The following is a 19,770-nucleotide window of genomic DNA, read 5'->3' on the forward strand; positions in this document are numbered from 1 at the left end:
CGGAACGCCCAGAAGTTGTGCGTCTTCGCGTTCGCTTGCACCGACCAGTGCGTTTCCAGTACGTCGGTGAGATCGCCGACGTACACCGTCGAAATACCCTCGTCGTACAACCGTTCGATCAGGCCGCGGGCGAGTGCGTCCATCGCATGGTCGCGCCGTCGCGTCCGGCGTCGGTACAGACGCCGAATCCGGTTCGACGAGTACCGGCCCTCTCGGAGCTTCGACTGTAGCCGAGCGATTTCTCGTGTTGTTTCGCGGAATCGCTCGAACAGGTCGCGCCCTTCGTAGAGGTACTGTTCGCCGGTCGTCGTTGTACAGGCGACGATGTTGTTCGCACCGATATCCAGAGCGGCGGTTTCGTCCGCCAGTGGTGGNAGCCGTTCTTGGTACCCAAGGTCGTACTTCTCCTTGAGTTCCTTGCCGACCGGAATCTCGAGCCGCGACCGTTCGCCCATTTCGAGCGTGTACTGGTCGTTGCGAACGTATGTCCGCAACGTTCGACCGTCGTCCTCGTTGCCCCAGTAGCCGGGTGGGGAACACTTCTCGCCGTCTTCTTTCAGTGAGAAGAACGACTTCCACGCACTCTTGCTCTTGCGAATGAGCTGTTGGGCGGTGGCGCTCCCGAGAACACCGACGTACTGTTTGCGGTAGTCGGCGGTGTCCCAAATGCTTTCGCCGTCGAAGTACTGTTGGCGTCGTTCGTAGGTGAGTTCGTTCCAGAGGCTGGCTGAAGCGTCCAACAGTTCGTGCAGTAGCTCCCGGTCCTGTTCGGATCGAGGGCGAACGACGAACTGATTGGTCCGCTTCATCAACTACGTGTTGGACCGAAATGCACATAAATGTTCCGTTCATGTGATACTGTATGGTCGCTATCCGAATCGAGTTCGGTGACGAGGAACAGTATGAACGCCTGAAAGAACTGAAAAAACATCGCGGGCTAACGTGGAAGGGGTTGCTCCTCGAAGGCGAGAAGCGTGTCCGCGAGGAGACCCCAGACGGCCAGTAGTCGGTGGTTGTTCGGCAGTGCCTACCGCTCGACCCCCGCCTGAAGACGGGGGCATGCGCTTTATTCTGTGTCATACCGCCCCGTTTCTCCGACCGCAGCAAAAGCCCTGCGGAAACGCCCGCCCCCTCCGAAATCATCGGGGAATTCACTCGAGCGTCGAGACGGCTCACCCGTCCGATCACGGTCTCCCGTTCGGGCGATCACCGGCTGACGAATCACAATCTGGGTGTCACACCCGACACCGGGTGTGGACGTCGGTGGTGTCGACGGCGCCACCGTCCTCGTCGCGCAGGACGATGGTTCGCTCCTGTCTGTCGGTTCTGTCGCCTGCGGAGACCTCGAAGTTCGTGACGTTCCGCTCGTCGACGTCCTGCGTCCGGACTACCTCGCCGTCGGGCGTTTGCACCTCGATCAGCCCGATTTCGTCCGGATCGACCTCGAGGTGGACGTGGAGACAGCGCCCCGTGTCGTCGTCACACGGCCCTCCGTCCGCGGCGGCCCCGGTCGCGCTGCTGATGACGAACGACTCAACGGCGTCCGTCTCGAACGGCAGTCCGCCGGTCGTGCACGACCCGTAATCGACGATACAGCCCGCAAGCGCCGGGACGGCAGTCGCGGCGAGGAAGGCTCGACGTGGGAGTGGGCGCTCGGGGACATCAGACATATGGGAGGGGTGCGGCCCACCAACTAATTACCTTTTCTAATTTGTGAATACCGTCAAAGCTAAGCAGGTGCTTTCCCGTACACGAGCTGAGACAGAGAATACAACCGGCGAGCGCCGGTATGGCGGCCGCGGCGAGGAGAATACGGTGATGCACCGGCTGTTTTGGAGGAAAGAATACTTAATATCTAATTATTATATTTATTATGTGTGCGAATTAAATCCGATCGGCAGAGGTGCGCACTCGATTCGTCGTCTGGGTGTTACAGCCGACACCGGGTGTGGACGTCGGTGGTGTCGACGGCGCCACCGTCCTCGTCGCGCAGGACGATGGTTCGCTCCTGTCTGTCGGTTCTGTCACCTGCGGAGACCTCGAAGTTCGTGACGTTCCGCTCGTCGACGTCTTGCGTCCGGACTACCTCGCCGTCGGGCGTTTGCACCTCGATCAGCCCGATTTCGTCCGGATCGACCTCGAGGTGGACGTGGAGACAGGTTTCTGTGTCGTCGTCACACGGCCCGCCGTCTGCGGCGGCCCCGGTCGTGGTACTGGTGATGAACGAGTCGACGGCGTCCGTCTCGAACGGCGGTCCACCGATGGTGCACGACCCGTAATCGATGATACAGCCCGCAAGTGCCGGTACGGCAGTCGCGGCGAGGAAGGCTCGACGTGGGAGTGGGCGCTCGGGGACATCAGACATGTGGGAGGGGTACGCCCCTCCAATTGATTAGTTTTTCAATTTACAAATTCCGTCAGAACCCAACAGACCGTCTCAGACGCCCTGGCCCATCAGGTGGCTGCGCAACACGTCGGCCTCCTTGGTCCCCGCGGCGGTGTTGACGATGACGACCGTCTCGTCGCCGTCGAAGACGCCCTGCTCGCCGAGTTCCCACGCGCCGCTGGCGGCCGCCGCTGCACTCGGTGTCGACTCGAGTCCCTCGCCCTTCGCCACCGCGACGGCGGCCTCGAGAATTGCCGGATCGTCCGTCGCGACCGCGCCGCCACCGCTCTCGCGCAGCGCCTCGAGGACGAGCGCGCTCTCTGTGGGGTCTGGAATCTCGATCTCACCGCAGATCGTATCCGGATACTCCACGGGGTCGTGCCTCGTCGCCCCACTCTCGAACGCCTCGGCGATCGGCGCGCAGTCGGCCGCCTGGGCGGCGTACAGCGCCGGGCGCTCGTCGATCCACCCCAGACGCTCGAGTTCGCGCGCTCCCTTGGCCATTCCGACGACGCCGGTGCCGTGGCCCGTCGGAGTGACGATGGCGTCGGGGACCGTCCACTCGAGCTGTTCGACGATCTCGTAGAGCAGCGTCTTGCGACCTTCGTGGCGGTACGGCGTCTCGAAGGCGCGCAGGTCGTGCCAGCCCTCCTCGGCGAGCGCCTCCTCGTAGGCGGCGGTCGCCTCGTCGATCCGGCCGCCGACGACGGTCATGTCGCCGCCGTGGACGTTGATCATCGCCTTGCTCGAGAAGCCCGACCGTGCGGGGACGAACACGTGTGACTCGAGGCCGGCCCGGCCAGCGTAGGCGGCGGCCGACTGCCCGGCGTCGCCCGCTGTGGCGAGTCCAACGTCGCTCGCACCGAGTGCGCGCGCGGCGGTCACCGCGACCGCCTGGTCCCGGTCTGCGACCGTCCCCGTCGGGTTTCGCCCCTCGTCTTTGACGAACACGCGGGCGACACCCAGCTCGGCGGCGAGTTTCGGACACGGCACCAGCGGCGTCGCGCCCTCGTAGGTCGTCACCGCCGTCTCTTTCGCGAACGGCAGCAGTTCCTCGTAGCGCCACATCGTCGCGACCGGGCGCGACTCGAGGGTCTCCCGCTCGAGCGTGATCGCGTCGTAATCGTAGCGCGCGTCGAGCGCGCCACCGCAGTCGGGACAGCGCTGAACCCCGGTGTCGGCGGCGACGGCCGTCTCACAGTCGACACACTCGAGGCCGACGAACGCGTCGGTAGTCTCCATACCGGGGGTTTCGACCCGCAGGACAAAACGCCTCTCATCGCGTGCTCGCGTCCGTTACCCACGGATGGCGAGCGGGACGAACATGATCGCCGCGACGGCGACGCCAGCACCAAGCGCACGCGTGCCCGCCATCGGATCGAACGCCCCGACCGCCAGAACGGCCGGGATCACCACGAGTCCTGCGAACGCGAGGATGCCGACGGAGTACCACCGCGCTCGTGGGGCGCGTGCGTCCTCGAGTACGGTCCAGACGGCGAGTGCGCTCGCCGTCCCGACGACCGCCGCGAGCGCGTCGCGGTCCAGACAGATGCCCGCTGCGAGACAGGACGCCTGTGGGGTCGCACTCGAGAACGCGCCGAGTGCCGTCCCGACGACGGCCACCGCTGCGCCGACGCCGAACGCGAGGCGTGGATCACCACGGGCGACTCGCGTCACTGCGACGAGGTAGGCGACGCCGAGGGCGACGCCGGCGATTACGTCGACGGCGTAGTGGACGCCGAGGACGATCCGGGTGAGACCGACGACGACCACGATCACGCCTGCGAGCACGAGCCGCTGTCTGCGTGTTCCGACCCGGTCGAACGTGAGCGCGAGCGCACCGTAGACGATGGCGGTTCCCGTGGCGTGGCCGCTCGGAAAGCTCGTCGTCTGGGTCGCGATCAGGTGGAGGTCCGCCGGCGGGCGCGGAACGGCGAAGATGGCTTTCGTCGCCGCGACGAGCGCTAAGCCGCCGAGTACCAGCGCGAAGGTGTACGCGCCGCGCTCGCGCCCGCCGAACCAGTAGGCGAGCGCACCGACGAGGAGCAGAAACCAGACGTCGCCCAGCACCGTGAGGAGTTCGACGACCGGCAGCGCCCACTCCGGGACGAGCGACTGTGCGGTCTCGATCTCTCCGACGTCACGCATACTCCTGGAGAGTACTCCGTAGCCCCTCTTCTGGTTTTCCCCGGCGGACTCGGCCCCGTGCCTGCACCGGCTGCGTTAGCCTCGGTCCCGTGCGGTCACAACAGCCCGCGACAGCGCCCGAGCGGTGGAAACCAGCGGACGGACTCGGCCGCCTCGTCCCAGACACCGGGGTAGAACGCGTCCGGATCGGTCACGAGCGGCGACTGAAAGTCCCGGCCGTACATCCCGTTGACCGTCGCACCCGCCGCGAGTCTGGTGAACGCGGGCAGTACCAGCACGTCCGCACCGCGGTAGGCGTCCGGCCCGTAGAGGAAACACGGCCGCTTGCGTCCGTCGACCGACAGCGCCGGGTGGTCGTGGCCGACGATGTAGCGCACTCCCTCGAGCGACGGCCGTTCGTGGCCGTGACAGACCACTGTCTCGCCGTCTGCGAGACGGTAGGCCGCAGACTGTTCGCCGTCGTAACACCCCTCGAGCATGGTGTCGTGGTTTCCCGGCGTCACCTGCAGGCGCGCACCCGCCGCCGCGACCGTCGCCTCGAGTCTCGAGAGCGAGCGCTCGACACCCGGCGGGAGCCACGAGAACGAGTGGAGCAGGTCGCCCGCGACGACGACGGTGGCGGGTTCGACCCGTGTGAGTGCGTCGGCGAGTCGCTCGAGCACGTCGGAATCGTCGTCGAGCGGAGCCTCGACGCGCGAGACCGCCCCCCGGCCGAAGTGGATGTCGGCGAGGACGAGCGCGTCGGCCCCCGGGACGGAGACGGCACGCTCGAGCGGGGTAAACGGCAGGTCGACCGCCGTTCCGGCGGTCATTCGGCGCTGTCGGCGTGTCCGTCCACTGCGGGCGCGTCGGTGTCCGCCTCACCCGCACCGAGGGCCGCTTCGAGGTCGTACTCGGTACCGGTGAGGACGAACAGCGCCTCCTCGAGCGGTCCGAACACCTCGGGGAGCACCTTGATCACGAGGTAGGTGATCGCGAGTAAGGCGACGACCGAGAGGGTCTGGGCGATGAAGTTGTGGGCGACGAGAAACGAGGTCCGCTCCGGGACCGACCCCATCCACTCGGTCGTGACGTAGATCAGCGGCTCGTACTGGAACCAGCCGTGCGGGGTCGCGAGACCGACGAAGACGTTCCGCGCGAGGTTGAGAATCCAGATGACGCCGACGGCCAGCGCGAACGCCGCCAGTTTTCGCCGCAGCGGCGCGCTCACGGAGGCGATCAGGCCGCCGAAGATGGAGATGCTGCCGATGCCCGTACACGCGAGGACGATGTAGGTCGTCCGTCCGGTCGCGGTCTCGTCGGGGTCGAAGTTGAACCGGCTCAGGTAGCCGTTGGCTCCCTCGTTGAGACCGGGGCTCGAGCCGAGCAGTTCCATCCCGTAGTGGGTCTGGGCTGCCGTGGTCTCGATCAGCCACTGGCGGAAGACCGGCACCGTCTCGGCGGGGAAGTAGATGATACCCATGATGGCGATGGCACGGGTGAGCACGAGCAGGGAGGTGCGCCCGCGAACCAACAGCAGGCCGACGTAGACGAACAGCGGCAGCGCGGCGAGGCTCAGGATCGTCTGGAGCGGGCTCTGTGCCTCGTAGAAGAAGTGCGGGGCGACCCACAGCCAGAAGAACCCGAAGAGGACGCTCCCCCCTGCGGCGACGTAGGTCGCGACCTCGAGCTGGCCGCGGTACTCGAGCAGCGCGGCGAAGACGAACAGGCCGATGACGATCCAGCCGAGGGCGTCCGAGACGGCGAGCGTGTAGGACTCGGGGAGCGCCAGCGGCGTCACCACCGGCTCGAGTTGCGCGGCGTCGGGGAGGGCGAGGGCGGTGGGAACCGGCGACACCTCGAGTGCCGCGGTGGACGACATACTCACTATCCGAGGTGAGGGAGGCGAGTGCTATCAACCTGACGCTCGTCGCTGGATACGGTCGGGCCGGACAGCGCCGCTCGAAGAGCGACCCCGACGACTGCGTACCTTTTTGAACCGCTCGGCCGAAGTCGGGGCATGGTCGACGTCCTCGACAACAAGCGGGCCGCGACGCGGTTTCGGATCCTCGTCCAGATCGCCGAGCGCCAGCCTGCAGTGAGTCAGGGAGAGATCGCCGGGCACGTCGGCGTCACGAGCCAGGCCGTCAGCGAGTACATCCGTGAACTCGTCGAGGACGGACTCGTCGAGAAGGAGGGACGCTCGCGCTACCGAGTGACCAAAGAGGGCGTCGACTGGCTGTTTCAGGCCGCGAGCGACGTCCGCCGGTTCGCCGACCACGTCACCGAGGACGTGCTCGAGGCGATGAACGAAGACGCCGCCATCGCCACCGACGAGATCGGCGAGGGCGACACCGTCTCCCTGACCGTCAGCGACGGGTTACTCCACGCGACGGCCGGCGACGAGGGACCAGCAACCGGCGTCGCGACGACGGCTGCGACAGCCGGAACCGACGTCGGAGTCACCGACTTCGAGGGCGTCATCGACCTCGATCCAGGCTCTGTCACCGTCTTTCAGGTGCCGACTGTCCGCACCGGTGGGAGCCGACGCGTCGACGGGGAGGCGGTCGCCGCCGCCTGTGCCGATGCCGACCTCGTCGTCGCGACCGGCGTCGAGGCGGTCGTCACGCTCCGCGAGCGGGGAATCGACCCTGCCGTCACGTTCGCCGTCGGCGACGTGGCTGCCGACGCCGCAGAGCGTGGACTGCTGGTGTGTGCGCTCGCGACCACCGACGCCGTCGGCCGTGTGACCGACGTCCTGCGCGACGCTGGTGTCGCATACGAAGTGCGCGAAGGCTGAGTGGCCCTGGTGGTCTGGCGTCCGTCACCGCTCGGAGACAATCCGCTGTATTTATATTTCCGTTCGTGGCCACGCGAGATATGGACCCCGACACCCCCGTGAGCATCACCGTCATCGAAGCGGTCGCCGAGACCGAAGGCGTCGAACCGGCTGCGCTCGAGCCGCCGCTGTACGACGTGATCGAGACGAGTGCCCTCGACGCACTGTTTCGTGACGCATCGGGACGTTCCGGTGCGCCGTCGCTCGAGTTCGTCTACCGCGGCCACGTCGTCTCCGTCTCCGGTGACGGTGACGTGCGGGTGACGCCCGCTCACCCCGCCGCCTCCACGGTGAACGACGGTCTCGCCAGCGACTGAGAGCCGCTGTCGGTCCTCGCCCTCCGCCCCGGTGGCCGCGTCACTTCGCGTGCTCTTTCGCGGTCACGTACGCCTCCTGAATACGGCGAAACGACGCTTCGTCGCCGCCGTGGTCCGGATGCACGTCCTTGACCCGGTCGCGGTAGGCCGCTCTGACCTGCGCTTGATCGGCCGTCGCCGGTAACCCGAGCGCCTCGTAGGCGACCGCGACCGGGTCGCGAGCGTCACGCAGTTCGCGCTCGAGTTCGGGAACGTCGAACGGAAGCCTGCCCCCGAGGTGGTGGCCCGGCATCTCGTGTTCGACGAGGATTGCGTACGTCCCGGTCGCGTTGCCGATTCTGAAGTACGCCTGGGCGTCGAAGGTGACTGCGACGTCACGCGTTGGTAAGTAAAAGGCGACCCGTTGGCCGGCGACCTCGGCGTCCTCGACGTACCGCTCGCCGATCCGTTCGAGATACGTGCGAATCTCCGCGCGTCGTCGGGCGTCGCTCGAGTAGGCCGTCTCGGCCGGCTGTCGACTCGGGAACAGCCGCTCGCCGACGAGGAACAATCCGGCAGCGAAGACGCTGAAGAGACCGCCGAGTACCAGTCCGGCGAGGACAGACGGCGGAATCGACTCCACGACGTTCGCGGGCACGGGTACGTCTACGCAATCTCGGCTAAAGAATCGCTCGCTCGTCCCGGCGCCGCCGGGGCACAGTCGGCGTGTTCAGCAGCTATCGCAGACGCCGGCGTCAGCCGATGTACCGAAGGTCGTCGTCGCTCGGCATCTCCATCGCCTGCTGCTTGCGCTCCATCTCCTGAATCTTGCCGATGACGTCTTCCATCTCGTCGGCACGCTCGTCGAGCGAGTCGTACTCGAAGTCGAGTGCGAGTACCTCCTCGAGTACGTTGAGCACGGCACGGGCGCTCTTCGGGTCGACGAGGTAGCCGCTCGTCTCCCCCATCAGACACGTCGCGTCGAAGCCGCGGCGCGAACCGAGACCGAGCAGCAGTCCGCTGACACCGACGATACCGCCGGCGGGTTCGTTCTCGCGGAACTCGACGCCGACGGTCTCGAGGTCCTCGACGAGCGACTCGTCGTTGACCGCCCCGATGACGGCGTACTCGTCGATGAGTTCGCCCGTCGGGACGCCGCCCAGCGCGAACACCTCGCTCGAGTCGAACTCGGCGGCGACGTCGAGAAAGGCGTCGGTCAGCACGTAGTGACCCTGTGTCGTCTGCGCCTGGTGGTCGCCCGTGAGGACGAGGAGGTCCCGGCCGCCGTCTCCGGGTTCGACCGCGTGTACGTTCGCGCAGGTCAACGACGACACACCGCCTTCGACGGTGACCTGTGGGGGAAACTCCTGTGAGTAAATCCGGCGAACGAGCGTCGTCTCGTCTTCGTACTCCTCTAAAATGTGGTCTGCGGCGAGTTTACCGACGTGGCCGACTCCCGGAAGCCCCTCGACGAACACCGGGTCGTCGAGTGTCACTGACGAGACGTCGTCGATCTCGAGTTCGTCCATACGCTACTCGCGATTGCGACGCTTAAGAGCGCGTCGGTACTCGCCGTGGCGGTCCGCCGGGTCGAACGGTGCCGGAGCGCTGTTGGCCGCCCGTTCGCCACACACGGGGCAGGTCGCAGAGAGCGTGTACACCGGCCGATCGTGGGCGGATCGCCACGCGCTGCACACCCGGATGTCCGACTTCATCTACTCGTCGTCGCTGTGTCGCTCGCGGTGGAACTCGCCCGTCCCGCCTTCCGCTGCGATGGCGGTGACTGCCCGGTCTGCACTCTCCTCGAGTTCGGCCTCGGCGACCTTGTAGTTCGGCGCGCGGACCTTGATCCGGTACTCGGGTGCGCCGACGTAGGTTACCTCGAGGTCGACGCCGTCGGGGAGGTCGCCGTTTCCTTCCGCGGCCTTCAGCGCCTCGCGGATGCCCTCGACACCGGTCTCGGAGGCGTTCTCTAGGTCGACGTAGCCGGTGACGTTGACGTAGGGAACGGAGACGTTCTCGCGTGCGGTCTCGATGATCGCGGCGGCGTCCTCCTCGGCGATGTCGATGCGCTCGAGCGCCTCTTCGCCGTGGATGGCCGCCTGTTTGAAGGCGTCGTAGAGGCTGCCGAACGAGCCGAGGAGTTCGTCGGCGACGCTCACGTAGTGGTCGTCGACCTCTTCGCCGAAGGCGAGACCCATCCAGTTGTCGGCCTTCTGCTCGTTCTTCCACTCCTGGATCTTATCGGAGTGTTGGTGGTCGTTGACGTCCTTGAGCGAGAGGTCGATCTGTTCGTGGGACTCGTCGACCTCGAGGACCTTACAGACGACGATCTGGCCCTCGCGGACGTGATCGCGGACGTTCTTGATCCAGCCACTCGCGACCTCGGAGATGTGGATCAGACCGCGTTTGTCCTGGTACTCCTCTAAGTCGACGAAGACACCGAAGTCTTCGATCTCGTCGATCTTGCCGACGACGAGGTCGCCGGGGTTCGGCCAGCCGCCGTACTTCATCGTGCTTCGACGGTCTCGACGACCTCGTGGTCGATGTCCGCCTTACCGCCGGTCGGACGCGCGAGCGTCGTCCCACAGACGGCGCAGGCGACTTCGGTCGAGGCTTTCCCGAAGACGATCTGTTCGTTCTCACAATCACCGCACCGGACGAGGTAGAAATTTCCTGCCATGTGTTTACTCCTGGAACTCGAGTCGGCCTGCGCGCCATCCCTTGCGGAGGTGAGCCTTGCCGCACTCACCGCAGCGGTACTTCAGGTCGGCCTTCTTCGTTGGTTTGTCACCACTCGGGACCTTCGAGAACTTCCCGGAGTTCCCGATCGTCGAAACCTGCCGTCGTCGTTGGCGGTCTGCGACCTGTTTCATCCCCGTCTGGCGGCCCGTTCGGACCTTCTCGACTTCGTGTTCGTGGTGTGCCTTACAGTGTGGGCAATACGTGTTGAACCGGCGTGGCATCTGCATGGTATCTCTTGGTGTGCGCTTGGACACCCCCGCTTAAAACCCGTTTGGTTTTTCTCCCGCCACGTCTGCGAAGGGGTCACACGCCCGGTGGTCGGCTCGCCCCTTCCTTCGAAGCGCTTAATTCCCCGTCGGTCGAACCCCCGCCCATGAGACGGCTCATCATCAACGGCGACCCCGGCATCCGAAAGGACGCCGTCATCGAGTACGAAGGGGAGGAGCTGACGTGCTTCGGGATCAGCCGCAATGGAGAGTGGCACGGACCCGAACGCGTCCAGCTGTGGTGTACGGTCGGTGACGAGAGCGAGCGCGAAGATTACGACTTCCGAAACTTCGTCCCGCACTTCCTCGAGGTCGACCACGCCGACGCCGAAGAGATCACGGTCATCCAGGCGAAAGGCCCGCTCGCGATCTGAACGCACTCTCACGTCCGTTTTCGCTTCTCTCGCGGGTCGCTGTGGACCCGCCGTCTCGGTTCGACTCCCTTCGAGCGACGTCCTCGTCACCGCTCGAGTTGCCGTCGTCGAGCCGCGTCCGCTCGAGTACCACGCCCCGGGGGAGCGCCCCTCGCGGTAGAAACACGCATACGGCGGTCGAATCACAACCCTTAACTAGTGGTCTGGGTTAGAAGGAACCAGCGGGATGGGATAGCCAGGAGATTCCGGCGGGCTCATAACCCGCAGATCGGTAGTTCAAATCTACCTCCCGCTACTTTTCACGAATTCAACGACGAACACCGAGCAGGGCGAGGTGTGAGTCCCTCCGAATTCGTGAAAATGGTATGTGGTTGTTCGAACGAGAGAAGACCGTGAGCGAAGCGAGCGGTCTTCGCGTTGTTCAAATCTACCTCCCGCTACGTTTCGAGGCGAACACAACCGAGGAACGAAGTGACGAGTGCCGTGAGCCTCAGAAAGCGCACTAGATTTGAATAAGACGAGACGCGCGCAGCGACGCGAGCACGTTTCGGCGTGGTTCAAATCTACCTCCCGATACGTTTCGAGGTGAGCAACAGCGAAACCGTGGCCACGGCGTCGCCCACTCGAGTACACCGCCCTTCCCGAACGAACGGTCGGTCGAACTCCGACGATTTAATCAGATCCTTACCTATCATATGCTATATTATTATGTGCTCGTACACCGTGTACACCCGAGTCGTAACCCCGCTGTTCGCCAGCTACCGCTGTTCGCTCCGGTAATTGCGACACCTGTCGCGGCTGTGTCTACGGGTTTCAGCGTCGGATCACAATCTATATACTCATTTGGTTTCATTACCGGACTATGTCCCACAATCGGTTTGCTGGCGTTTCTCGTCGGGCGCTTGTCAAGGCCGCAGGTGTCGCCGGTCTCGCCGGTCTCGCCGGTTGTTTCGACGCAGACGGTGGACGAAGCCTCGAGAACGGGTCCGACGGGGTGACGCTCGACCAGCGGGAGATTCACCCCGAGTGGGTCCACGCGGTCTCCGCCGAGGCGAGCGAGTTGAGTCCATACCGAGCGACCGATTACGCCTCCGGCCTGCGGACGACGCTCCTCCTCGACGGTGCCTACACGCTCGACGAGGACGACGAGTTCTACAGCTTCTGGGTCGAGTCCTACGAGAACCGCGGGGAGGAGTCCTACGCCTTCACGCTCCGTGACAACCTCGAGTGGGGAAACGACTACGGCCAGCAGACGGCCGACGACTGGGTGTGGTTCTACAACCACGTCGTCACGCCCGAGGAGAACTGGGTGGGCCATCCAACCCGCGACGACTGGTCGAACGTCGTCTCCGTCGAGCGCGAGTCCGAGTTGACGTTCGTCGTCGACCTCGAGAAACCCGATCCGTTGTTCGTCCGGCGGCCGACGATGTGGGGGACGCAGATCCTCCCGAGCGAACTGACCAAACCCTACTACGAGCGCTGGGTCGACGGCGACGGCGACGCCGGCCACGAGCTGAACACCGCAGACGAAGTCCTCGAGTTTCAGTACGCAGGAAATCTGGGACCGTACACGTTCGACCGCCGCGAGATCGAAGACCGGTTCGTCGTCCAGCGAAACGACGACTACTACCGCCGCGGGACGGAACCGGACGCGGACGACTGGGAGGACGCACCGTACTTCGAACGGTACGTGATGCGCATCCTCCCGGAACAGAGCACGCGCCTCGCCGAGCTCAGAACCGGCGGCATCACGTACACGGAACTGCCCGCCGACGAAGCACACGCACTCGAGAACGAATCCGCAGTCGAGACCGTCACGACGCCGACGCCGTTTCTGCGCCTCGCGGCGTACAACCAGCGTGAGAACGGCTGGGAACCGTTTCGAAACCAGTCGGTCAGGCAGGCGTTCAGCATGGCGGTCGAGAAGACATCGATCGTCGAGAACATCTTCGACGGAAACGCTGACGTCGCTCACACGTTCCAGCCCACCTACTCCGAGTTTTACGACGACTCGCACGTTCGTGAGTTCGGTGAGGGTGAGAGCTACGACCCCGAGGCGGCCCGTTCGATCCTCGAGCGCGAACTGCCGTCGGCCTACGGCTACGACGGCGACGTGCTGCTCGATGCCGAGGGCTCGCAGGTCGCGCTCACGCTCGTCTACCAGACTGGCGAGCGCGTCTATCGCGACTCCGGCCGGTACATCGCCGCCGCCATCGAGGATTTGGGCGTCGCGGTCGAACAGCGGGCGGTTCCCGGTGACGTCCTCCTCGAGCGCTACGCCTACCAGGAGAGCGACAGCGGCATCCCGACGCTGAACGCGGGCAGCCGTGACCGCTACACGAGTGACGTCGAGTGGGACATCATGTGGTCGCTCAGTCTCAACACGTTCCCGCGCTCGCCGGAGAACATCGGCGCGTTCTTCACGGAGGCGGGGACGGCGAACTTCATGGGCTACGTCCCCGCGGGGGATCTCGAGGGGTTGCTCGAGGAGGCGGCGACGGCACCGGACATCGAGCGTCGACGCGAGCGCTTCGGCGAGGTGTTCGGTCTGTTGAGCGAGGAGCAGCCGGCGAATTTCATGATCTTCGACAATACGATCCACGGCTACCACCGAAACGTCGTCCTGACCGAACCGGTCTCCCCGTCGTGGGGGTACAAACGCCACACCTACTGGGCGAGCGAGGACCCACACGGATAACTCGAGCCGTGTCCCTCCACAACGGCTCGAACGGCGGTCTCGGTCCCGTTCGGCGACTGAACAGGTGTTCGTCCCCTCGCCCACAGCGATATCGAGGTGGGTCGCCGTGAGTATGGCGTGGTTCGTCGGCCGACGGCTGGTGTGGGCGCTGTTCGCGACCTTCCTGGTCGTGACGCTCACCTTCGCCCTGCTGGCGGCCTCACCGAACCCGGAGACGAGTCAGGCGGCCTGGCAGGCCGCCCAGGACGGAAGCGATCCGGAAGAGGCGCGCGCACTGGTCGATCAGCAACACGGCGCAGGTGACTCGCTCACGACGCAGTACGTCTCCTACATGGTCTCGATGTTCTCCCTCGACTGGGGACAGTCGACGACGTACAACGAAGACGTGACGTCGGTGATCGCGAACGCCTGGGTCTACTCGGCGATCACCGTCATCCCCGCGACGATCATCGCCGTCGTCGTCGGCTTCGGCATCGGTCTCTACTCGGCGACCCACCAGTACACCACCGCGGACTACGCGGCGACGCTCGTCGCCTTCTTCGGCGTCAGTATTCCGAACTTCTGGTTCGCCATCGTCCTCATGCTCGTCTTCGGGGAGCTGCTCGGACTCACGCCGATCAGTTACGACAGCGAGGTCCCGTTCTGGTCGCTCGAGCACCTCTCGTATCTGGTCTTACCGATCACGGTGCTGGCGACGGCCGCGGTCGCCTCCGAGATGCGCTACGCCCGCGCGGAGGCGCTCGAGTACGTCTCGGCGACGTGGACGAAGACGGCGCGGGCGAAGGGGCTGAGCGAGACCGCCGTGACGATCCGGCACGTCTTCCGGCCGGCGACGGTGCCGCTCGTGACGATTCTGGTCGCGGACCTCGTCGGCATCATCTTCGCGACGGCGTACGTCGTCGAGGTGATCTTCGGCATCCCGGGTCTCGGCTACGTGAGCTACCAGGCGCTGGTGCGCATGGACACCCCGCTCGTCCTCGCGACGACGCTCATTCCGGTGTTCGTCACCATCGTCGCGAACCTGTGCCAGGACCTCGCCTACACCGTCCTCGACCCGCGAATCGACTACGAGGGGCGATCACCGTGACGGCGAGCACCGACACCACTGCCGACCGGGAGCGAGCGCCGACACTCGAGCCGATCGACTGGGAGGTGGTGGCGAGCGAGCGGGACGCCCATCGCGCCCGAGTCACCGCTCGCTCGCTGGTGACCGCCGCGTGTTTCCTCGGTCTCCTCGCCGCCTGGGCGTTCGACCACGTCGCCCGGGCGAGCCACGAGCCGTTTCTCACGCTCGCGACGGGTGTCGCGTTCCTCGGAGAGGACGGGGTCCTGACGGCGTCACCGAGCCACGTCGACTGGCTGTTCGGGTTGACGCTGCTCGTCGGCGTCCGCTACGCGCTGGTCCCGCTGTGGGAGAATCCGCGGCTGACGCGCTACTACTGGCGGCGGATCGCACGCAACCGACTCGGAGTCTACAGCCTGTACTTCCTGGCTGGCGTCTTTCTCGTCGGTCTGATCGGACCGCTGGTGCTCGGCGATCCGGAACCACAGTGGGACCTCGGCCACACCCCGCCGGTCGGCTTCGGGGGTACGTTCGCCCACCCGCTCGGGACGACTCGAAACGGTGAGGGGATCCTCGAGATCGTCGTCGCGGGCGCTCGCGTGAGCATGCAGGTCGGGCTGATCGCGACGACGATCAGTATCGGTCTCGCGACCGTGGTGGGGACGACGGCCGCGTTCGTCGGCGGCCGGGTCGACGACCTGCTCATGCGCGGCGTCGACCTGTTGATGACGTTTCCGACGCTGTTTTTCATCCTCTTTCTCGTCTACATCTACGGCGGCAACCTGTTCGTGCTGGTGCTCATTCTCGCGTTCACCACCTGGGGCGGCCAGGCGCGTCTGATCCGGAGCGAGGCCCTCCAGCGACGCGAGGAGGCGTACATCGACGCTGCCCGCGCGGCCGGTGGCGGGCCGTGGTACGTCATCCGACGCCACGTCGTGCCGAACGTCTCGAACACGGTCGTCACCGGGGCGACGCTGTTGATCCCCATCGTGATCCTCTTCGAGGCGGTCGTCGCCTTCCTCGGCTTCGGCGACCCCTCGGTCTGGTCGTGGGGACGGATCATCGCCGACGGCCGTGAGAGCCTCGCGAGCGCCTGGTGGGTGTCGACGATTCCCGGACTGGTCTTGTTCCTGACCGTGCTCGCGTTCAACTTCCTGGGTGACGCCCTCAGAGACGCTCTCGATCCGAGACACGAGGTGAACCGCGGGCGATGACCGACGACTCACTCCTCTCGATCCGCGACCTCAGGGCGCAGTTTCACACCGACGAGGGCGTCGTCCGCGCCGTCGACGGCGTCAGCTTCGACGTCGGCCGCGGCGAAACCGTCTGTCTCGTCGGCGAGAGCGGCAGCGGAAAGACGGTGACCGCCGAGTCGATCACGCGCCTGCTCGCGACCCCACCAGGACGGATCGTCGGCGGTGAGATCCGCTTCGACGGCACCGACGTGACCTCGATGGCCGAAGACGAGTTACGCACGATCCGTGGCTCGAGGATCGCCCACGTCTTCCAGAACCCGCAAGGCTCGCTCAACCCCGTCTACAGCGTCGGCGCACAGATCGGCGAGGCGATCCGTGCCCACCGGCGCGTCTCGAGACGCCACGCCAGAGCGCGCGCGATCGACCTCCTCGAGTCCGTCGGCATCCCCGACCCGGCCGCCCGCGTCGACGACTATCCACACGAGTTCTCGACCGGCCAGAAACAGCGCGTCGCCATCGCGATGGCGCTCGCCTGCGATCCCGACCTCCTGATCGCCGACGAACCGACGACCGCCCTCGACGTGACGGTCCAGGCCGACATCCTCGACCTCCTCGCGTCGCTGCAGGCCGAACGCGGGATGTCGATCCTCCTCGTCACCCACGACCTCGGCGTCGTCGCTCGACTCGCAGACCGCGTCGTCGTCCTCTACGCGGGGACGGTGCTCGAGCGCGCCGACGTCGTCGACCTCTTCGAGCGTCCGGCACACCCGTACACGCGCGCGCTCCTCGAGTGTCTCCCCGGCGTCGACGGGGAGGTCGAACCGATCGGCGGCACCTTACCGAGTCCGATCGACCCGCCCGACGGCTGTCGCTTCGCCCCGCGCTGTCCACACGCGATCGAAGAGTGCCACGCTGGTGGGCGGCCACCGCCTTCCACCGTCGGCGACGACCACGTCGCCTCCTGTCTGGGCTATCACCGCGAGTATCGGGGGGCGATCGACCTCGAGCGCCACCCCACAGCCGAGGAGACACAGCGTGTCAGCGACCGCCCGGACGCTGGCATCGACGGAGGTGGGCCGCGGTGACCGACGGCCCGATTCTCGAGGTTACCGGTCTCGAGAAACACTACCCGATCCGGAAGGGGCTGTTGAACCGCGAGGTCGGCCGCATCAGGGCCGTCGACGGCGTCGACTTCTCGATCGATCACGGCGAGACGTTCGGTCTCGTCGGCGAGTCCGGCTGTGGGAAGTCGACGACTGCGGCCATGGTCCTCGGTCTCGAGGAACCGACTGGGGGGACGGTTCGCTTCGACGGACGGGCGCTCGACGACCTGACCGGGCGAGAGAGACAGCGTTTCCGGCGCCGGACCGGGGCGGTCTTCCAGGATCCGGACTCGAGTTTCGACCCCCGGATGACCGTCGGCGAGTCGGTCGCCGAACCGCTCGTCGTCAACGGACTCGCCGACCGCGAGCGACGCCGAGCGCGCGTCGAGGGCGTCCTCGAGCGCGTCGGACTGCGTGCGAGCGACGCCGACCGCTACCCACACGAGTTCAGCGGCGGCCAGAAACAGCGTCTCGCGCTCGCCCGTGCGCTCGTCACCGACCCGGACCTGCTGATCGCCGACGAACCGGTCTCCTCGCTCGACGTCTCGGTACAGGCGGACATCCTCTCGCTGTTGCGGACGCTCACCGAGCGCTTCGGCCTGAGCGTGCTGTTCATCAGTCACAACCTCGGGGTCGTCCGCTCGCTCTGTGATTCGATCGGCGTGATGTACCTGGGCGAACTCGTCGAGTGTGGACCCGCCGAGCGCCTGTTCGCAGACCTCTGCCACCCCTACACGCGTGCGCTGGTCTCCTCGATTCCCGTCCCGGACCCGACCCAGCGCGATAGCGGCCGCGTGCGCCTCACCGGCGACCTGCCGAGTCCCGCGAACCCGCCGCCTGGCTGTCGCTTCCACACGCGGTGTCCGGACGTCATCCAGCCCGAGGCTGTCGACCTCGAGGGGCGCCACTGGCGTCGACTCGTCGACGTGCTCCACCGGCTACGTACGCGTGAGGTCGATCCCGAAGCGATCCGCGACGCCGTCATCGTCAACGACCCGACCGTGAGCGATCCGGCGGCCGTCGACCGGGAGGCGTTCACGACCCGACTGCGCGCTGAGTTCGACCTGCCGCCGTCGCTCGCTGATGCCCACGCCGACCGAGCACTCGAGCACACCGCCAGCGCCCTCTACGACGGCGACCTCGACGGGGCGGCCGACCACCTCGCCACCGCGCTCGAGAGCGTCTGTCTGTGTGAGCGCCCGACACTCGAGCACCGCGACGGGCGCACAGGCCACCGCGTCGCCTGTCACCTGCTCGAGGATGCCGACCGGGCGTCACCTGCCGGTGGAGCGCCAGCCGAGAGTGAGCCACGGCCGCGGCGCTGAGAGGCGTTCCACTCGAGAACAGGCGTGGACAGACGGGACAGCCATCGGATCGAGCGCCACCGGCGGGCTGCATCGAGGCGACGCCGAGTGGAGAACCAGTGAGTGTATCCAGGCCGCGTTCAATCGTCGCCGAACTCGTCGACGATCACGACCTCGCCGTCGACGACGTCGACGTTGATCAGCGTCTTGACGTGGTAGCCCGCGTCTTCGACTCTGTTCTCGCCGCCGGTCTTCTTGATGACGGCGACCGTATCGACGACGACGGCACCGATCTCGTCGAGCGCTTCGAGCACCGCGGCGAGCGTCCCGCCGGTCGAGAGCACGTCGTCTAAGACGAGCACGCGCTCGCCCTCGCGGACGTCGTTGATGTACATCTCGTTCTCGGAGTAGCCCGTCCGCTGGGAGATGGCGACCTCGCCCTCGAGTCCGTACTCGCGCTTTCGAATCACCGTCAGCGGAATGTCCGTCATCAACGAGACGGCCGTCGAGATGTGGATGCCCATCGCTGCGGGCGTGACGATCCGGTCGACTTCCTCGAGGTTCGCCTTTCGGGTGATGCGGATGACGATCTCGCGAAGCAGCGTCGGCTCGAGTTTGGGAACGCCGTCACTGATCGGGTGGACGAAGTAGTGATAGCCGTTCTTCTCGATGATCGGCGCGTCGAGTAACGAGCGCTTCAGCTGATCCATGCCGTGGGTGGTTCGGTGAGCGAGTAAAAGCTGACGGTCGCCGTCGCGTCGCCGACTGTACGCGTCGGTTGCCGCAACTGCCGGTCGTGGGTTCAGTCGTCCGTGCCGTAGCTCAACTCCGGCGGGTGGTCGCCGTGGCCCAGCCGCATGTTTCGCTCGTGGTAGATGTGTGCCGCGGCGGTCACGGTGAACGTGAAGGCGATGACCGTCGCCCACACCAGATCCGAGAGGACGGTCAGCGGATAGATTCCCATCCAGAGCGCCGCGACCAGCGCACAGCTCACCGCACCCAGCGAGAGGTACAGCTCTCGCCAGGCGAACTCCCGGCCGGGAACGATCTCGAGGTAGATGCTGAGATCGGCGGCGCGGTCGGTCGCCTCGATGAGACCGCGGTCGGCGTCGAAGACGAGAATACCGGACTGATCCATCTTCGGGAGGTGCGTCTGCTGGAGCGTGGTGTAGACGCGCTTTCGCTGTTCGGGGGTCACCTCCTCGAGCGTCGTCTCGTACTCCCAGGCGGCGACCTGCTGGGCGAGATCACCCAGCTCGACCGCGCTGTCGTCCTGTTTCAGGTACTGGAGGACGTACCGACGGCGCTGATTGCGAAGTACCTCGAAGATGTCTCCTTTCGAGAGCGGTTCCGTCTGTGTGGGACTCTTCATC

At 65.9% G+C, this 19,770-nt stretch carries 24 protein-coding genes and 1 tRNA gene; 10 read left to right on the forward strand and 15 right to left on the reverse strand.

Annotated elements, in window-relative coordinates; all coding sequences use genetic code 11:
- Positions 1 to 809 (reverse strand): transposase (locus N0B15_RS05290; RefSeq protein WP_263018468.1); only part of this gene is annotated, 809 nt, incomplete at its 3' end.
- 53 nt (positions 810 to 862) lie between these two features.
- On the opposite strand from N0B15_RS05290, the gene N0B15_RS05295 reads away from it, so the two are divergent.
- On the forward strand, positions 863 to 1,006 hold the full coding sequence (locus tag N0B15_RS05295) for a hypothetical protein (RefSeq protein WP_263018470.1): 144 nt from the start codon (positions 863 to 865) through the stop codon (positions 1,004 to 1,006).
- Between the two features lie 229 nt (positions 1,007 to 1,235).
- Here the strand turns inward: N0B15_RS05295 and N0B15_RS05300 are convergent, their stop codons facing one another.
- From N0B15_RS05300 to artA, 6 genes are all read right to left on the reverse strand, one after another.
- On the reverse strand, positions 1,236 to 1,670 hold the full coding sequence (locus tag N0B15_RS05300) for a hypothetical protein (RefSeq protein WP_263018471.1): 435 nt from the start codon (positions 1,668 to 1,670) through the stop codon (positions 1,236 to 1,238).
- A 260-nt stretch (positions 1,671 to 1,930) separates the two neighbouring features.
- The gene (locus N0B15_RS05305; protein WP_263018472.1) at positions 1,931 to 2,365 is read right to left on the reverse strand and encodes a hypothetical protein; all 435 of its coding nucleotides are present in this window, start codon (positions 2,363 to 2,365) and stop codon (positions 1,931 to 1,933) included.
- Between the two features lie 72 nt (positions 2,366 to 2,437).
- The gene (locus N0B15_RS05310; protein WP_263018473.1) at positions 2,438 to 3,628 is read right to left on the reverse strand and encodes a threonine synthase; all 1,191 of its coding nucleotides are present in this window, start codon (positions 3,626 to 3,628) and stop codon (positions 2,438 to 2,440) included.
- Positions 3,629 to 3,682: 54 nt separating this feature from the next.
- Positions 3,683 to 4,534, reverse strand: a complete 852-nt coding sequence (locus tag N0B15_RS05315) for a phosphatase PAP2 family protein (RefSeq protein WP_263018474.1) — start codon at positions 4,532 to 4,534, stop codon at positions 3,683 to 3,685.
- Positions 4,535 to 4,629: 95 nt separating this feature from the next.
- Positions 4,630 to 5,346, reverse strand: coding sequence for a metallophosphoesterase (locus N0B15_RS05320; protein WP_263018475.1), 717 nt, complete (start codon positions 5,344 to 5,346; stop codon positions 4,630 to 4,632).
- Complete coding sequence (gene artA, locus N0B15_RS05325; RefSeq protein WP_263018551.1) at positions 5,343 to 6,395, reverse strand: archaeosortase A; 1,053 nt, start codon at positions 6,393 to 6,395, stop codon at positions 5,343 to 5,345. Before artA ends, N0B15_RS05320 begins: the two co-directional genes overlap by 4 nt.
- A gap of 138 nt (positions 6,396 to 6,533) precedes the next feature.
- On the opposite strand from artA, the gene N0B15_RS05330 reads away from it, so the two are divergent.
- Together N0B15_RS05330 and N0B15_RS05335 are read left to right on the forward strand one after the other, a co-directional pair.
- Entirely contained in the window at positions 6,534 to 7,313 is a 780-nt protein-coding gene (locus N0B15_RS05330; protein WP_263018476.1) for a DUF7839 domain-containing protein, read from the forward strand.
- An 80-nt stretch (positions 7,314 to 7,393) separates the two neighbouring features.
- Positions 7,394 to 7,669 carry a HalOD1 output domain-containing protein gene (locus tag N0B15_RS05335; protein ID WP_263018477.1) on the forward strand — a complete coding sequence of 92 codons (276 nt, stop codon included), beginning with the start codon at positions 7,394 to 7,396 and terminating at the stop codon, positions 7,667 to 7,669.
- Between the two features lie 40 nt (positions 7,670 to 7,709).
- Here the strand turns inward: N0B15_RS05335 and N0B15_RS05340 are convergent, their stop codons facing one another.
- The 6 genes from N0B15_RS05340 to N0B15_RS05365 all read right to left on the reverse strand — a co-directional run bounded on the left by N0B15_RS05340 (position 7,710) and on the right by N0B15_RS05365 (position 10,620).
- On the reverse strand, positions 7,710 to 8,306 hold the full coding sequence (locus N0B15_RS05340) for a J domain-containing protein (protein WP_263018478.1): 597 nt from the start codon (positions 8,304 to 8,306) through the stop codon (positions 7,710 to 7,712).
- A 97-nt stretch (positions 8,307 to 8,403) separates the two neighbouring features.
- Complete coding sequence (locus N0B15_RS05345; RefSeq protein ID WP_263018479.1) at positions 8,404 to 9,177, reverse strand: proteasome assembly chaperone family protein; 774 nt, start codon at positions 9,175 to 9,177, stop codon at positions 8,404 to 8,406.
- 3 nt (positions 9,178 to 9,180) lie between these two features.
- On the reverse strand, positions 9,181 to 9,363 hold the full coding sequence (locus N0B15_RS05350; RefSeq protein ID WP_263018480.1) for an RNA-protein complex protein Nop10: 183 nt from the start codon (positions 9,361 to 9,363) through the stop codon (positions 9,181 to 9,183).
- Positions 9,364 to 10,161: a translation initiation factor IF-2 subunit alpha gene (locus tag N0B15_RS05355; RefSeq protein WP_263018481.1), complete on the reverse strand. Its 798-nt coding sequence runs from the start codon at positions 10,159 to 10,161 to the stop codon at positions 9,364 to 9,366.
- Positions 10,158 to 10,331 carry a 30S ribosomal protein S27e gene (locus N0B15_RS05360; protein WP_263018482.1) on the reverse strand — a complete coding sequence of 58 codons (174 nt, stop codon included), beginning with the start codon at positions 10,329 to 10,331 and terminating at the stop codon, positions 10,158 to 10,160. The genes N0B15_RS05355 and N0B15_RS05360 overlap by 4 nt, the downstream gene beginning before the upstream one ends.
- A gap of 4 nt (positions 10,332 to 10,335) precedes the next feature.
- Positions 10,336 to 10,620 (reverse strand): 50S ribosomal protein L44e, encoded by a 285-nt coding sequence (locus tag N0B15_RS05365; RefSeq protein WP_263018484.1) that lies wholly within the window; start codon positions 10,618 to 10,620, stop codon positions 10,336 to 10,338.
- Positions 10,621 to 10,766: 146 nt separating this feature from the next.
- On the opposite strand from N0B15_RS05365, the gene N0B15_RS05370 reads away from it, so the two are divergent.
- From N0B15_RS05370 to N0B15_RS05400, 7 genes are all read left to right on the forward strand, one after another.
- Positions 10,767 to 11,033 (forward strand): HAH_0734 family protein, encoded by a 267-nt coding sequence (locus tag N0B15_RS05370; RefSeq protein ID WP_263018486.1) that lies wholly within the window; start codon positions 10,767 to 10,769, stop codon positions 11,031 to 11,033.
- A 220-nt stretch (positions 11,034 to 11,253) separates the two neighbouring features.
- A tRNA-Met gene (locus N0B15_RS05375) sits at positions 11,254 to 11,328 on the forward strand.
- A gap of 567 nt (positions 11,329 to 11,895) precedes the next feature.
- A complete protein-coding gene (locus N0B15_RS05380) occupies positions 11,896 to 13,731 on the forward strand; it encodes an ABC transporter substrate-binding protein (RefSeq protein WP_263018487.1) in 1,836 nt (611 codons plus the stop codon).
- A gap of 112 nt (positions 13,732 to 13,843) precedes the next feature.
- Positions 13,844 to 14,818: an ABC transporter permease gene (locus tag N0B15_RS05385; protein ID WP_263018489.1), complete on the forward strand. Its 975-nt coding sequence runs from the start codon at positions 13,844 to 13,846 to the stop codon at positions 14,816 to 14,818.
- A complete protein-coding gene (locus N0B15_RS05390; RefSeq protein WP_263018490.1) occupies positions 14,815 to 16,008 on the forward strand; it encodes an ABC transporter permease in 1,194 nt (397 codons plus the stop codon). The genes N0B15_RS05385 and N0B15_RS05390 overlap by 4 nt, the downstream gene beginning before the upstream one ends.
- On the forward strand, positions 16,005 to 17,075 hold the full coding sequence (locus N0B15_RS05395) for an ABC transporter ATP-binding protein (protein WP_263018491.1): 1,071 nt from the start codon (positions 16,005 to 16,007) through the stop codon (positions 17,073 to 17,075). The genes N0B15_RS05390 and N0B15_RS05395 overlap by 4 nt, the downstream gene beginning before the upstream one ends.
- Positions 17,072 to 18,418: an ABC transporter ATP-binding protein gene (locus tag N0B15_RS05400; RefSeq protein ID WP_263018492.1), complete on the forward strand. Its 1,347-nt coding sequence runs from the start codon at positions 17,072 to 17,074 to the stop codon at positions 18,416 to 18,418. The genes N0B15_RS05395 and N0B15_RS05400 overlap by 4 nt, the downstream gene beginning before the upstream one ends.
- A 119-nt stretch (positions 18,419 to 18,537) precedes the next feature.
- Here N0B15_RS05400 and hpt read toward each other — a convergent pair whose 3' ends face one another.
- Positions 18,538 to 19,107, reverse strand: coding sequence for a hypoxanthine/guanine phosphoribosyltransferase (gene hpt / locus N0B15_RS05405; RefSeq protein ID WP_263018493.1), 570 nt, complete (start codon positions 19,105 to 19,107; stop codon positions 18,538 to 18,540).
- Between the two features lie 92 nt (positions 19,108 to 19,199).
- Positions 19,200 to 19,769 (reverse strand): DUF7344 domain-containing protein, encoded by a 570-nt coding sequence (locus N0B15_RS05410; RefSeq protein WP_263018494.1) that lies wholly within the window; start codon positions 19,767 to 19,769, stop codon positions 19,200 to 19,202.
- Position 19,770 lies beyond the last annotated feature (1 nt).

This window comes from Natronobiforma cellulositropha, from assembly GCF_025629245.1.
Taxonomy (GTDB): Archaea; Halobacteriota; Halobacteria; order Halobacteriales; family Natrialbaceae; genus Natronobiforma; species Natronobiforma cellulositropha.